The following is a 13,511-nucleotide window of genomic DNA, read 5'->3' as shown; positions in this document are numbered from 1 at the left end:
TTAAACTTTAAGTAATTGTGTTTCTTTTTCTTTAACTAATTCATCAGTCTTAGCTATTGCCGCATCTGTTAATTTTTGAACTTCATCGTAAGCTTTTTTGGCTTCATCTTCGCTTACTGCTTTATCTTTTTCTAATTTTTTTACAGCGTCATTAGCGTCTTTTCTAATATTTCTAATAGCTACTTTGCATTTTTCTCCCATTGCTTTTGCAGCTTTAGCATTTTCTTCTCTTTGCTCTTTAGTCATTGGTGGGAAAAATAATTTAACTCCATCAGCATCAGCATTAGGATTTACACCGATATTTGCTGCTTTTATAGCAGTATCTATAGCCTTAATCATAGATTTTTCCCAAGGACTAATAGTAATTGTCGTTGCATCAGTTGCTAACACGGTTGCAACTTGATTTAATGGAGTTGGGGTTCCATAATAATCTACAAAAACATTATCTAATATAGAAATATTTACTTTACCTGTTCTTAAAGTCATAAAATCTTTTTTTAAAGAATTGTGAGCTTTTTCGTTTTGTTCTTTTTGTTTTGAATAAATATCATTTAACATTAGTATTCCTTTTATTTAATTGATTCTGGTAATGCTTTAGGCTGATTAGTGTCATTAAGTTGTTTGCTAGCATTTTCTAGTTTATTTACTAGACTTTCACCAGTTTTAGTGTTATAACTATAGCTTAAATAAATAGTATTAGCTACTAGCAAAACTCCTATAATAAAAGTAAATTTTGCTAAAAAACCAGCAGGACCTTTAGCTCCAAATAAGCTCTCATTAGAACCACTATAAGCACCTAAGCCTATACTTGAGCTTTTTTGCATAAGAACGCAAGCACAAATAATAACTACTAAAATAAATTGAATTGCGATAAAAATTGTGTTCATATTACTTCTTTCGTTTAAAAATAAAGTTTGTATTATATGTTATAAAATTTAAAATAAGTTAAAGCCTTCAAAATTGAAGGCTTAAAAATTAGTCTCTAATGCTTCTTAAGATATTTAATAAAGATATAAATAAATTAATAAAGTCAAGGTATAAAGCAATTGCACCTTGAATTGGTGTTTGATAAGCTCCACGAATTATCATTTGAGTATCATAAATGATAAAGAAGCTAAATACTATTGCTCCAACGCAAGAAACTATTAAATGTAAAAGGTGGCTTTGGAAAAATAAGTTTAATAAAGACGCACCTATCATAATTAATAAAACTATAAAAAATCCTTTAGCAAAAACGCTAAAATCTCTTTTGGTTGTAAATGCAAAAACACTAAGACCTGCAAAAGCTAAAGTTGTTAAGAATAAAGCTTGAGCAATAATTGTAGCACCTGCTTGACTTTGTAAAGTAATATAAATAATTCCAGTAAGGCTTAATCCACTAATAAATGCAAATGCAAATAGCATAGCAATAGCACCATTAGTTACCTCACTTTTTCTATTTAATATCATAATTAAGGCAATTTCTACTATAAGCGTTCCTATACTAGCCCAAATATTGCCAACTAAAAAACTAGCTAAATAAGTAGCACCTAAATAAGCTCCTAAAGTAGCTGCAACTAGTGAAAGTGCAAAATACATATATGTATCTCTTACAAAAATAGCAGCATCTGAGCGAATTGCTGAACTAGCACGAGTTCTTTCGTATAAACTCATAATTGTCTCCTTGTTATTATTAAATGCACTTGATTATAACTAAGTTAGTTAATATCTCATTGAAATTTTTTTATATAATTTCGCTTTTTAACAAGGATAAAAAATGGATAAATTAATAAAAGGCGCATTGCAATTTATGCAAGAAGGGTTTTTAGAACATAAAGACTTATTTAAAGATTTAAAAGAAGAGCAAAATCCACATACATTATTTATAGGTTGTGCTGATTCAAGAGTAATTCCTAATCTAATAACTTCAACAGTTCCAGGAGAATTATTTGTTGTAAGAAATATAGCAAATATTATCCCACCATATCGTGTAAAAGATGAATATTTAGCAACAACTTCAGCTATTGAATATGCTTTATATGCGTTAAATGTTGAAAATGTAATAATATGTGGGCATAGCAACTGCGGTGGATGTAAAGATATTCCTAGTAAAAAAGCAGAACTTTTACCTAACGTAAAAAAATGGGTTTCTTTAATTGATGATATTAAACAACAAGTTGATTTTACATTAGAACTAAACCACTACGAAGGTCAATACGCATTAAGGTCTTGGATGATAGAAAAAGCAAATATTTTAAATAGCTATGAGAATTTATTAGGCTATCCTGAAGTTCAAAAAAGAATTGATGAGAATAAATTAAAAATTAGAGCTTGGTATTTTTTAATAGAAACAGGAGAAATCTATGAATACTGCCCTAATGACGGACACTTTAAGCCATTAAAGGATATTAAATGAGAATTTTATTTATACTATTATTTGGGGTTTTTTTATATTCTAATGAGCTATTAAATAATATTGATAATTTTTCTACTAAAAACATAAAAATAGAAGAATTAAATAAATTTTTAGCTGATGAAAAAGATGAAAACAGCCAAAATAAACTCAAAATAAATTCTGAAATCAAAGAATTAAAAAATGAAAAAAATCAAATACTAGCAGTATTTCCAACCCTAATTACACCAGAGAATTTAGACAAAAACATATTAAAAGATATTAAAAAAACTAATAATGATAAAATTTTACAAGCAGTAGAACAAAATTTTTATGAATGTTTATTAGAAATTATTTCTTATCTAAATTCTAAAGAAGAGCATAAAACAGATTTAAAAAATCTAATAGATGAACGCATAAAAACGATTAGTAATTATACAAGTGATAATCAAGAAGTAAAAATTAAAATCAATTCTTATGTAGAACTTTTAACATATCTTAGACTAAATACAGATATATTTACTACTAATGATATTTTTAAGCAACTAGATACTAATAAATTTTTAAGCAAATTTAATTCATATTTTCCAGAAGAAGTAAATAATTATATAAATCCTGGTAAAGTGATAATATGCACTCTTATAATGCTATTTATATTTTTATTAAAAAAATTAGTTCTTAAAATAATTTTTACAATAATTTTAAGAGTATTTAAGAAAAACCATGATGATCATTCATTACAATTATTGCAAAAATCAACAAAACCATTAATTGCTTTATTTTATATATATGGTTTATGGTTATGTTTTCTAATAGCGTTCTATCCTGCTCCAATTATGACACTTATACTAACGCTATTTGGCATTATTAATACTATGGCATTTACTTGGTTATTAATAACTATCTTAGATGGATACGGAGTAATAATTATTTCAAAAATTGCTAAAAGAAGCGGTAAAAAAGAAATAATAAATCTTATGCTAAAAATACTATATTTTATAATAGTCTTCATAGCTATATTAATCATACTTGCTAAATTAGGTTTTGATATTTCAGCAATTATTGCTTCATTAGGTATTGGTGGTTTAGCAGTTGCACTTGCTGCAAAAGATATTATCGCTAACTTTTTTGCTTCTGTTTTAATGTTATTTGATAATTCATTTTCTCAAAGTGATTGGGTAGAAATTAACGGAATAGAAGGAACAATAGTTGAAACAGGTCTTAGGAAAACAACCATAAGAACTTTTGATAACTGCTTAGTATTTATCCCAAATTCTACGATATTAAATGGAAATATAAAAAATTATTCAAAAAGAAAATATGGTAGAAGAGTAAGAATGAGCGTTGGCTTGACATACGACGCAAGCACAGAGCAAATACAAAATTTTATAAACGATATAAAAGAATTGCTGACAAGTAATAATATAATAGCTAACGAAAACGATGATGTATTTCAACACAAAAACAAAAATTATTACAAACAAAATTTAATTTCTGTCAATGATTTAGAAGGCTTTAAATCATCAATTTATGTTTGGCTAGATGATTTTGCTGCAAGTAGTATCAATGTAGAGCTATACTTTTATATAAAAAGCGTTAGTGCTAAACAATATTATGATGAAAAAAGCAAAATATTAATGGAAATTATGAAAATAGTTGAGAAAAATGGTCTAAGTTTTGCTTTCCCTTCAACTAGCCTTTATATTGAAAAACTTCCAGATACAACAAAATAATTCAAATATCCTATTTTAAATGCAAGAATTTAAAATAGGAATTTTAATTTTATTTTTAAATTATTAAATAATAAAAATTATTATCTTTTATAAACTTTTATTTATTTTTTTTAATTATTATCAGAGTAAATATCGCTTTTAAAACCTTTATAATTCTTTAAATCAAGCATTTTTTACTAAGAATGTTTTATTTAATTTATTTAAAAGGAGAGAAATGTTATCAAAAATCAAAAACAACGAACTTTTACCTGCATTTTTATTATTATTTATGACATTTTTAGCAATATTTTTAAAAAATTCTTCATTTAGTGAATTTTACAATGCTTGTTTAGAAGCTAAAGCATCTGTTAGCTTTTTAGATTATTCTTTAAGCAAACCATTATTTTTATGGGTAAATGATGGATTGGTTGCTATATTTTTCTTTTGGATTGGACTTGAAGTAAAAAAAGAAATTCTATGCGGAGAACTAAATACAAATAGCAAAAGATTATTACCACTTGCTGGTGCTTTAGGTGGAATTATGGTTCCTGCTTTAATATATTCTATATTTAATTTTTTTGATACTTATAGATTAAGTGGATTTGCAATTCCAACAGGAACTGATACAGCGTTTGCTATTGCTATTTTATTAATGCTAAAAAACTATGTTCCAAATAGTGTAAGAGTATTTTTATTAAGCCTTGCAATATTTGATGATATTGCTGCAATTATTATAATTGCGATATTTTATACAAATGACCTTTTATATATTTCTCTTGTTTTAGGCTCTATTGGTGTTGGGTTATTATTTATATTAAATATTTTCCATTGCACTTACAAAATGTTTTATTTAATAGTAGGTGCTTTTATTTGGGTTTGTGTTTTAGAAAGTGGGGTTCATACTACTTTAGCTGGAATGCTTTGTGCATTTTTTATCCCTTTACATACTAAAGACAATAAAGAATTTTTAGAGCAAATTATGCACGATTTAACCCCTTATGTAAATTATGCAATATTGCCTATATTTGCTTTATTTAATGCTGGGGTATTGCTTGAGTTTAATTTAGACAATTTAAATAGTGTATTTTTTGGAATATTTTTTGGTTTATTTATTGGAAAACAATTAGGAGTATTTAGTTTTTGCTTACTTGCTAATAAACTAGGTGCAACCTTACCATCTAGCAAAAAGATTTTATACGGAGCTAGTATATTAACAGGAATTGGCTTTACAATGAGCTTTTTTATAAATACATTAGTTTTTGAAGGAAATGAAGCAATTTTTAATAGTGCAAAATTAGCAGTTTTAAGTGCTAGTTGTTGTTCTGCTGTGCTTGGATTTTTATGGTTAAGATTTAAGATTTGAATTCAGAAAAATCTGAATTCAAATTCTTATTTGCATTTATAACCTTTAACTGCAAAGAATAAAATATATAAATAGCAAATCGCAGGAATAATGAAAGATATATGTAAATTAACAATATCAGCAAGCATTCCTTGAATAGGAGGGATAATAGCTCCACCAACGATTGCTATACAAATAATTCCTGAAGCTTGAGAAGTGCAGCGACCAAGTCCATTTGTAGCAAGTGAAAAAATAGTTGGAAACATAATAGAGTTAAAAAATCCAACACCTAAAACTGCATAAGCACCCAATTCTCCACCAATTAAAATAGCACACAATAAAAGCGTCATAGCAATAACTGCATTGAATGCTAAACAATAAGCAGGTTTAATATAATTCATTATATAACTTCCAATAAAGCGACCTACCATAGCTCCACCCCAATAATAAGCTATCATACTAGCACCTTCTACTTGAGTAATATTTAAAATAGGCATTAAATAAAGAATTAAAAATGAGCCGATAGCAACTTCAGCACCAACATAGCAAAAAATCCCAATAGCACCTAAAACCAAGTGTTTATATTGCCAAGCACTTGTTCTTGTATCGTGTGCGTTTTCGCTGATTTCTTCTGCTGTAATTCTTACATCAGGTAATTTTATGAAAAACTTCACAAAAATTCCTAAAACAATTAGTGCAACTGCAATTCCTAAATAAGGTAATTGAACCGAGCTTATTTTTTCTTCTAAGCTTAGATTTGTAGTTGAACTTAAGATAAATAAGCTACCAAAAAATGGTCCAACGGTTGTTCCAAGTGAATTAAATGCTTGAACTAAAGCTAAATTTCTTGCTTCTTTACCACTAGGTGATAATAAAGTAACGAAAGGATTTCCTGTAACTTGAAGTAACACTACCCCACTAGCTAAAACAAATAAAGCACCTAAAAATATAGCATAACTATGAGTTCCTGCTGCAGGATAGAATAAAATAGCACCTAATGCGGCTAATAAAAATCCACCTACAACACCATTTTGATAGCCAATTTTTTGAATTAGCTTACCAAAAAATGCAGAAGTTATAAAATACGCTCCAAAAAAGCAAAATTGAACTAAAGATGATTGAAAATAAGTTAATTCAAAAAGTTCTTTAAGATGTGGGATTAAAATATCGTTTAAAACGGTTAAAAAGCCCATCATAAAAAATAACGCCGTTAAAATAACAAGCGAAAATGAGTTGTTTTGCGTTCTCATAATAATCCTTTGATTAATTTTAAAAAGCTCATTTTAAAATAATTTTTAACATTTTTAATAACTTTTTGTAAAAAAATTCAAAAAGTGTGTAGTTTATACACATTTCAATGTTAAAACCGAAGATTTAAAAGCATTCACATCAGCTAAATCGTGAGTTACCATAATGCAAGTTAGATTTAAATTATTCAAAAAATCCAAAACAAATGTCCTAACACTAGAGCGTAAATTAGCATCTAATGCACAAAAAGGCTCATCTAAAAGCAATAATTTAGGCTTTTGAGCAATACACCTTGCAAGTGCAACGCGTTGTTGTTGACCACCGCTTAAAGTCTTAGGATAAGAATTAAAAAGATTTTTTATATCTAAAGAATTTAAAATATCTAAGGCAATTTGTTTTTTATCTTTATCTTTTATACCAAACATAACATTTTCTAATACATTTAAATGCGGAAACAAAGCATAATCTTGGAATAAAAATCCTATATTTCTTTTATAAGCTGGAATTTTGCTAATATTTTCATTATCTAAAAAGATTTCTCCTTGTTTTAGCTCGTTAAATCCTGCAATTAGCTTTAAAATTGTGCTTTTACCACTGCCGCTTTCTCCTAGTATGGCTAATTTTTCTCCTTGTTTTAGACTAAAGCTAAGATTTGTAAAAAGTGGCTTTTCGTATCCAAAACTCACATTTTTAAATTCAAAATAATTCATTTTCTTTCCTTAATCAAATTAAATATAACTAATAATATAAAGCAAGTTAATACAACCACAAGTGCAGGAGCACTAACCATAGCAAGCTGCTCATCACTTGCATATCTATCCATCTCAAACGAAAGGGTTTTAAAATCACTCGTAGCAAGCAAACTTGCTAAAGGCAATTCTTTAATCACTTCAATAAAAATCAATATAAATGAACTAAGCAAACTAGGAATTATCAAAACAAACTCAACCTTAAAAAAGCCTTTAAAAGGATTTATCCCCAAGCTATGCCTTGCATTAGTTAGTGAGCTAGGCAGTCTATTAAGCCCTGAATTAATTGAATTAAAACCTAATGATAAAAATCTAACAACATAAGCAAATATCAAAATCACAGGACTTAAGGTTAAAAATAAACTCTTATTAATCCCTAAGTAAGCATAAAAAGAAGCCAAACTTCTATCTATGAAAATAAACATTACAAGCATACAAACAGCCACAACAGAACCAGGAATGCTATAGCCCATATTTGCTAAAGAGCTTATTATTAATTTTGATTTATTGTTTTTAAAGCGTTGATTTGCCGCTAAAAATAAAGCAATTATCAAAATAATCACACTAGAAGCTATACTTAAAAAAAAGCTATTTTTACTAAGTGCAAATAAATTAGCATAATCAACATCAAAATAACTTCTCTTAAACCATATTAAAATGTGAATAACAGGCAAAATAAAGCTAATAAATAAAATTATAAAAAACAAGCTAAGCACAATTATTTCGGCTTTTTTGCTAAGTTGTGTCCTTGTTAGTGCATATTGTTTTGAGCCTAATTCATAAGGTCTTTGAGTGATTTTTTCAATAAATAAGATAAAAAATACTATTAATAATAAAATCACAGCTAATTTAATAGCAGCATTTAAATCCCCATATCCAATCCAAGCTTTGTAAATACCTGTACTAAATACATGCAGACCATAATAATTCGGCGCTCCATAAGCATTAAGTGTCTCCATAGCACACAAACTTGCACCAGCTACAATAACAGGTCTTGATAAAGGCAAAATGACTTTAAAAAATATCTCAAATTCATTTTTACCTAGACTTCTTGCACTATAAATTAAACTAGAAGCAAATCTAGCTAAAAATCCCCTTGTAAGTATGTAAGTATAAGGAAAAAACGATATTGAAAATACAAAAATAACTCCATAAATATTCATCATATCAAAATGGATTTTAATATTAAATGTATCTCTTAAAAATATATTAAACCAAGAAAAATAAGAGAAAAAATCAGCATAAACATAGGCAAACAAATAGCTAGGAATTGCAAAAGGTAAAACCAAGCAAAACTTAAAAAATTTCCTAAATCTAAACTCATAAAAACTCTCAAAATAAGCTAAAAATACCCCAATAATCGTAGAAAAAATAAGGGTAAATAGCACAATAATTCCTGTATTTTTTAGATATTCTACTAAGTAGCTATCAAATAACACAGCCGTATTTTCTTTAATCGGCTGTGTTATAAAAAATATAATATAAAAAATAGGAATTAATATTATAAATAATATCAAATAAGCTAAAAAATCGCTTAATCTTCTCACTTCCATAAAGCCTTATCAGCTACTACTTGAGCGGTTTCAAGATTTTTTGCTATTTCGTTAAAATCAATTTCACTTGCTTTAAACTCACCCCATGATTTAACCACATCAGCAGGACTTGCTTCGCTATTTACTGGAAATTCGTAATTTGTTTGAGCTAAAATCTCTTGAGCTTCTTTACTTACTAAAAACTCCATTAAAGCGGTTGCTTCTTTTACATTTTTAGCATATTTTGTAATACCTGCTCCACTTATATTTATATGCGTTCCACCATCGTTTTGATTTGGGAAGAATATTTTAAGATTTTTGAATACTTCTTGTTCAATCGGGTCTTTTGATACTGACATTCTACCTAGATAATAGCTATTCATAATAGCAATTGCCCCTGTGCCACTTACAATTGCTTTTGCTTGGTCTCTATCATTGCCTTTTGGCTCTCTTGCAAAATTAGCAACTAATTTTTTAGCCCAATCTTGAGTTTGGTTGAGCCCATCTTTTGCTATCATAAATGCTATTAAATGGCGATTATATGAAGCTGTTGAAGAGCGAGTTAAAACCTTGCCCTTAAACTTCTCATCAGCTAATGCTTCATAAGTGCTGAGGTCTTTTTCGTTAATTTGTTTTGGGTCATACACAAATACTCTAGCTCTATAGGTTACTCCTGCCCAAGTTTTGTCTTTATCACTAAATTTTGCAGGAACTTTTTCATCAACTATTTTTGATGAATAAGGTTGTAATAAGCCTTTTGATTTTGCTTTGTATAAATCCCCAGCTCCAACTGTCATAAACAAATCAGCTTGAGTATCTTTGCCTTCTTGCTCTAATTTAGTTATAAGTGGGTCAATTTTATCCTGAACTAAATTAACCTTGATACCTGTTTTTGCTGTAAATGCGTCAAATACGATTTTGTCCGAATCATAATGCCTTGAAGTATAGACATTCACCACACCATTTGCTAAAAGTACACTGCTTGCTAGAATTGTTAAAGCTAACTTTTTCAATTTTTCTCCTTAAATAATATTTTAAAGTATTGAAATATTAGCAAGAAATTTATAACAATTATTATTTTTATTTTTAAATAAATTAAAAATTACTATCAATAATACTAAATTGCTGAATAATATTTAATTATAATAAAATAAGATACTTAAAAAAAAGGAGAAAAAATGAAAAAAATATTATTAATCGCATTAATTAGCGTGATTGCTTTTTCGCAAGATTATTATAAAGAAGCTTTAAAATATCACAAATGTTTAGGCGTTGAATGTGATTTAGAAAAAGCAAAAGAACTATACATAATCTCTTGTAATGAAAAATCATATAAAGCTTGTAATAATTTAGCAACTATTTATAATGAAGAAAACAATCCAGATAGCTTACAAAAAGCTGAATATTATTATAAATTATCTTGTGAGTATAATAACAATGATGGAATTTCTTGTGGGAATTTAGGTATATTTTATTCTAATACTTTAAAAGATGATATTAAAGCAGAACCATACTTATTTAAAGGTTGTAAAGCAAATATAAAAGACGCTTGTATGCAATTAGCCTTCGTATATATAAATACAAATACTAACTTAGATAGAACCGCTAAAATATTTGAACATTATTGCAAGTTAAATGACCAAAATTCTTGCTTTAATTTAGGGCAATTATATTTATATAATGATAAGATGAAAAACGAAAAATTAGGTTTTGAAAATCATTTAAAAGCTTGTAATATGGATAATGCGATTTCTTGTAAAAATATAGCTATTTTGTATGTAAAACATAATAATTTATTTAAAGCGTTTAAATATTTTAAAAAATCTTGCGGCTTAGGAGAGCAAGAAGATTGCAAAAAAGCCTTAAGTATTGTTATATATTTTATTAAGAATTTAAAGAACTAGAAATCATTCTAGTTCTTTTTTACTTATTTACTAAGTGCTTTGCCTAAATCAAACGGCCACGCTTGATAGCCTGTTGTATCTTTTAATTGGATTTCAACGCTAGGAGTAGTTGAGCCATATTTAAATTCCATAATGTATGGATTTGGTGCTGAAGTGAATGCTCCATTTGCTAAATCAAAATTAGCCCCCGCAGTAGCTGAATATGCAAAAATTGAGTTTTTATCTGCATTATATTGAGCTAGAGAAGTTACAGGGCTATACCATTCATGACCTCTTTGTTTGCCGTATTCCCAAACTTGTTCAACGCTCATTTTTTTCTCATCTATTTTATAAACAACTGCACGAGAGTATTTATCAGTTGGAAACGCAGGTTGTTCCATACCACGACTATCTCCGTTATCAAATACGGTTATATAAGTAACACCTTTTTTACTCATTTCATGAATTCTATAAGCTGTGTGTTGAGTCCAAGTGAAGTCAAATCCGCCTTCAGGATTTTCATATCCTGGGCATTTACTATATTCATCATCACACTCAATTTTTTTACCTTTATTATCTACAGGTTGTAATAAGTATTTTTTAAACTCATCTTTCCAACCTTTGTGAGCACCTAAAATCCACTTGATTTTTTTATCACGACCAATTTTTACAACCGCATTTTGATGGCGAGATGAAATGATAATACTATCATCACTTGGGTCATAACTAACGCTATTTACATGAGCCCAGTTGCGACCTGCTCCAGTTCCAACAATATCTCCAAACTTATCGCTACTATCAAGTTTTGCTAATTCTTCAGCACTTAAAGTTTGACCTGCTTTATTTGCATCAATATTTAAACATACCGCACCTTGGTCAAGAACTTTTAATGCTATATCTCTATATGGGTCAAGTATTTCGTATAATCTCCAATCATCAACCACATTACCATCTCTATCAATTTCTACGATAACATCTCTTACCGTTCTTACATTTTTACCATCAGGGCGAAGTGTATTTGCACTAGCAACTCTTAAAAAATAATTTCCATTAGCTGCAACATCAAGTTGGTGTGAATAGTCAATATAGTTTGCAGGTAAGCGACGATTGAAAATCTCTCTTCCCATTATGTCATATTTTGCATATCTTTGACCATATCCCCAAACTAAAGCACCATCAGTATCTTGTTTAAAGCCCATCATAACACCAGCCATAGTTGAGCTATCAAGGTCATAAATTGGAGTAGCTAACATATACCATCTAACTTCTCCTGTTGTATCAATGATAAAGTTTTGCGGATAGTAATTCCATTCTAATGCCCCGCCTGTTGGGTTATTCCATACTACTTTAGTTCCTGCTCCACTTTTTTCTTCAATATTATTTACAAAATAAAGTCTATCTTTAAATTCTGGGTCAATTTTATTTACTTTAGCTTCACTAAATAATGCAGCTTTTTGGAATTTAATTCCACTAGCTTCTACATAAATAGCACTAGCATACATTTCATAAACTTCGTTTTCTACTCTTTCTTTTTTGCCATTTGCTTCTTTTGTATAGCTAACCTTAACCGTATTGTAATAATTAGGATATAGTCCAAAAACTGGAATTCCACCATGAGTTAATAAAAATTTATTAGCAACATTATATTTTAAAGGAACTCCGTTTTCCTTAGGAACAATTTCAACGCTAACATCGCTTAATTTATAACCACCATTTTTAATAACTGCAGTAAGGGGAGCGATTTTATAAGGGTTCATTACTAATTCACCGATTTTGCCTTGTTTGTGATAATCAGTCTTAGCACCACTAGCACCACCTATAGCATAAGCACTTGTTGAAAGAATTGCAGCTGCTGCAAATAAACTCAATACCTTTTTCATTTTAATCTCCTTTAAAAAATTAATATATTCAAATTCCAGCTGCCATTGAAGCAATTTTTGCTGCTTTAATAGCATTTCCACTAAAAAATAAAATCAAAGTAACAGCTATTACAATAATAGCACCAATTTTTGCACATTTGCAAGGTTTTGATATAAAGCCTATAAACATTGCTAAAAGTGCAACAAAACAACATACAAAGCATAATAAACATGCAATTGCCATATTCATAAAATGCAAACTAGGTATTAAATACCAACCTTGCGAATAAAATCCATCTTCAAAATCGCCCGCTTCAGTTCCTACAAAAAATTGTTGAAAAGAACTTAAAGTAGCATAAGCATCTTCAGGCACGATAGGATTATCAAGACCACATTCTCCAGTAGGTAAAAACCAACCTGGTGCTAATTCGTGTAAAGGCAATGCAAAAGGATATATTGGAATTTCTCTACAACCTTGCACTCCACCAAAAGCATTTGCATTATGCACTGCTTCGTGAATTTCATTTAAAGTTATACAAAATCCAAAACCTATTAAACAACCATAAAAACCTAAAGTATATCCAATAATTCTAGTTAGTTGATGTGGATAAATAGCTGCTATTATGCCACCTATTGCCATTACTATCATTGCATATCTAATATATACGCATTGTTCGCAAGGCTGCATATATAAATAATCTTGAAAGAAATAATGTGCTACACAAGTAAGACCTAATGTAACAATAACCATTAATATCCATAAAAGCCTACCTTCTTGTAGGCTTGTTAATTTATTAAGAAGCTTCATAGCAAAA

Annotated in this window: 13 protein-coding genes; 4 read left to right on the top strand and 9 right to left on the bottom strand. The window is 28.7% G+C overall.

Annotation, left to right across the window (positions count from 1 at the left end; translation table 11 throughout):
- The 3 genes from frr to AVBRAN12640_RS00690 all read right to left on the bottom strand — a co-directional run bounded on the left by frr (nucleotide 1) and on the right by AVBRAN12640_RS00690 (nucleotide 1,653).
- On the bottom strand, nucleotides 1–558 hold the full coding sequence (gene frr, locus AVBRAN12640_RS00700) for a ribosome recycling factor (protein WP_214116854.1): 558 nt from the start codon (nucleotides 556–558) through the stop codon (nucleotides 1–3).
- An 11-nt stretch (nucleotides 559–569) separates the two neighbouring features.
- Nucleotides 570–887, bottom strand: coding sequence for a preprotein translocase subunit SecG (secG, locus tag AVBRAN12640_RS00695; protein WP_214116856.1), 318 nt, complete (start codon nucleotides 885–887; stop codon nucleotides 570–572).
- 88 nt (nucleotides 888–975) lie between these two features.
- The gene (locus AVBRAN12640_RS00690) at nucleotides 976–1,653 is read right to left on the bottom strand and encodes a Bax inhibitor-1/YccA family protein (protein WP_214116858.1); all 678 of its coding nucleotides are present in this window, start codon (nucleotides 1,651–1,653) and stop codon (nucleotides 976–978) included.
- A gap of 103 nt (nucleotides 1,654–1,756) precedes the next feature.
- Here AVBRAN12640_RS00690 and AVBRAN12640_RS00685 point away from each other — a divergent pair, with 103 nt between their 5' ends.
- The 3 genes from AVBRAN12640_RS00685 to nhaA all read left to right on the top strand — a co-directional run bounded on the left by AVBRAN12640_RS00685 (nucleotide 1,757) and on the right by nhaA (nucleotide 5,446).
- Complete coding sequence (locus tag AVBRAN12640_RS00685) at nucleotides 1,757–2,395, top strand: carbonic anhydrase (RefSeq protein ID WP_214116860.1); 639 nt, start codon at nucleotides 1,757–1,759, stop codon at nucleotides 2,393–2,395.
- The gene (locus AVBRAN12640_RS00680; protein ID WP_336606697.1) at nucleotides 2,392–4,104 is read left to right on the top strand and encodes a mechanosensitive ion channel family protein; all 1,713 of its coding nucleotides are present in this window, start codon (nucleotides 2,392–2,394) and stop codon (nucleotides 4,102–4,104) included. The genes AVBRAN12640_RS00685 and AVBRAN12640_RS00680 overlap by 4 nt, the downstream gene beginning before the upstream one ends.
- A 214-nt stretch (nucleotides 4,105–4,318) precedes the next feature.
- A complete protein-coding gene (nhaA, locus tag AVBRAN12640_RS00675) occupies nucleotides 4,319–5,446 on the top strand; it encodes a Na+/H+ antiporter NhaA (RefSeq protein ID WP_336608374.1) in 1,128 nt (375 codons plus the stop codon).
- Between the two features lie 26 nt (nucleotides 5,447–5,472).
- On the opposite strand, the gene AVBRAN12640_RS00670 is transcribed toward nhaA, so the two are convergent.
- From AVBRAN12640_RS00670 to AVBRAN12640_RS00655, 4 genes are all read right to left on the bottom strand, one after another.
- On the bottom strand, nucleotides 5,473–6,675 hold the full coding sequence (locus tag AVBRAN12640_RS00670; protein WP_336608373.1) for a sugar MFS transporter: 1,203 nt from the start codon (nucleotides 6,673–6,675) through the stop codon (nucleotides 5,473–5,475).
- A gap of 93 nt (nucleotides 6,676–6,768) precedes the next feature.
- The gene (locus AVBRAN12640_RS00665; RefSeq protein ID WP_214149893.1) at nucleotides 6,769–7,383 is read right to left on the bottom strand and encodes an ABC transporter ATP-binding protein; all 615 of its coding nucleotides are present in this window, start codon (nucleotides 7,381–7,383) and stop codon (nucleotides 6,769–6,771) included.
- Complete coding sequence (locus AVBRAN12640_RS00660) at nucleotides 7,380–8,969, bottom strand: ABC transporter permease (RefSeq protein ID WP_336608372.1); 1,590 nt, start codon at nucleotides 8,967–8,969, stop codon at nucleotides 7,380–7,382. Before AVBRAN12640_RS00660 ends, AVBRAN12640_RS00665 begins: the two co-directional genes overlap by 4 nt.
- Nucleotides 8,966–9,967, bottom strand: a complete 1,002-nt coding sequence (locus AVBRAN12640_RS00655; RefSeq protein ID WP_214149892.1) for a Fe(3+) ABC transporter substrate-binding protein — start codon at nucleotides 9,965–9,967, stop codon at nucleotides 8,966–8,968. Before AVBRAN12640_RS00655 ends, AVBRAN12640_RS00660 begins: the two co-directional genes overlap by 4 nt.
- Nucleotides 9,968–10,132: 165 nt before the next feature.
- Here AVBRAN12640_RS00655 and AVBRAN12640_RS00650 point away from each other — a divergent pair, with 165 nt between their 5' ends.
- Nucleotides 10,133–10,858 (top strand): tetratricopeptide repeat protein, encoded by a 726-nt coding sequence (locus AVBRAN12640_RS00650; RefSeq protein ID WP_336608371.1) that lies wholly within the window; start codon nucleotides 10,133–10,135, stop codon nucleotides 10,856–10,858.
- Nucleotides 10,859–10,881: 23 nt separating this feature from the next.
- Here the strand turns inward: AVBRAN12640_RS00650 and AVBRAN12640_RS00645 are convergent, their stop codons facing one another.
- Complete coding sequence (locus AVBRAN12640_RS00645) at nucleotides 10,882–12,717, bottom strand: aryl-sulfate sulfotransferase (protein ID WP_336608370.1); 1,836 nt, start codon at nucleotides 12,715–12,717, stop codon at nucleotides 10,882–10,884.
- 28 nt (nucleotides 12,718–12,745) lie between these two features.
- Nucleotides 12,746–13,504, bottom strand: coding sequence for a protein-disulfide oxidoreductase DsbI (gene dsbI, locus AVBRAN12640_RS00640; protein WP_336608369.1), 759 nt, complete (start codon nucleotides 13,502–13,504; stop codon nucleotides 12,746–12,748).
- Nucleotides 13,505–13,511: the final 7 nt, after the last annotated feature.

Source organism: Campylobacter sp. RM12640 (assembly GCF_020137595.1).
Lineage (GTDB): Bacteria > Campylobacterota > Campylobacteria > Campylobacterales > Campylobacteraceae > Campylobacter_E.
This window is presented reverse-complemented; position numbering and strand designations above follow the sequence as displayed.

Excerpts from the sequence above, each read along its gene's own strand:
- AVBRAN12640_RS00665 (WP_214149893.1), bottom strand. The coding sequence starts at position 7,383 with ATGAATTATTTTGAATTTAAAAATGTGAGTTTTGGATACGAAAAGCCA.
- nhaA (WP_336608374.1), top strand. The coding sequence starts at position 4,319 with ATGTTATCAAAAATCAAAAACAACGAACTTTTACCTGCATTTTTATTA.
- AVBRAN12640_RS00690 (WP_214116858.1), bottom strand. The coding sequence starts at position 1,653 with ATGAGTTTATACGAAAGAACTCGTGCTAGTTCAGCAATTCGCTCAGAT.
- dsbI (WP_336608369.1), bottom strand. The coding sequence starts at position 13,504 with ATGAAGCTTCTTAATAAATTAACAAGCCTACAAGAAGGTAGGCTTTTA.
- AVBRAN12640_RS00685 (WP_214116860.1), top strand. The coding sequence starts at position 1,757 with ATGGATAAATTAATAAAAGGCGCATTGCAATTTATGCAAGAAGGGTTT.
- AVBRAN12640_RS00670 (WP_336608373.1), bottom strand. The coding sequence starts at position 6,675 with ATGAGAACGCAAAACAACTCATTTTCGCTTGTTATTTTAACGGCGTTA.
- secG (WP_214116856.1), bottom strand. The coding sequence starts at position 887 with ATGAACACAATTTTTATCGCAATTCAATTTATTTTAGTAGTTATTATT.
- frr (WP_214116854.1), bottom strand. The coding sequence starts at position 558 with ATGTTAAATGATATTTATTCAAAACAAAAAGAACAAAACGAAAAAGCT.
- AVBRAN12640_RS00650 (WP_336608371.1), top strand. The coding sequence starts at position 10,133 with ATGAAAAAAATATTATTAATCGCATTAATTAGCGTGATTGCTTTTTCG.
- AVBRAN12640_RS00645 (WP_336608370.1), bottom strand. The coding sequence starts at position 12,717 with ATGAAAAAGGTATTGAGTTTATTTGCAGCAGCTGCAATTCTTTCAACA.
- AVBRAN12640_RS00680 (WP_336606697.1), top strand. The coding sequence starts at position 2,392 with ATGAGAATTTTATTTATACTATTATTTGGGGTTTTTTTATATTCTAAT.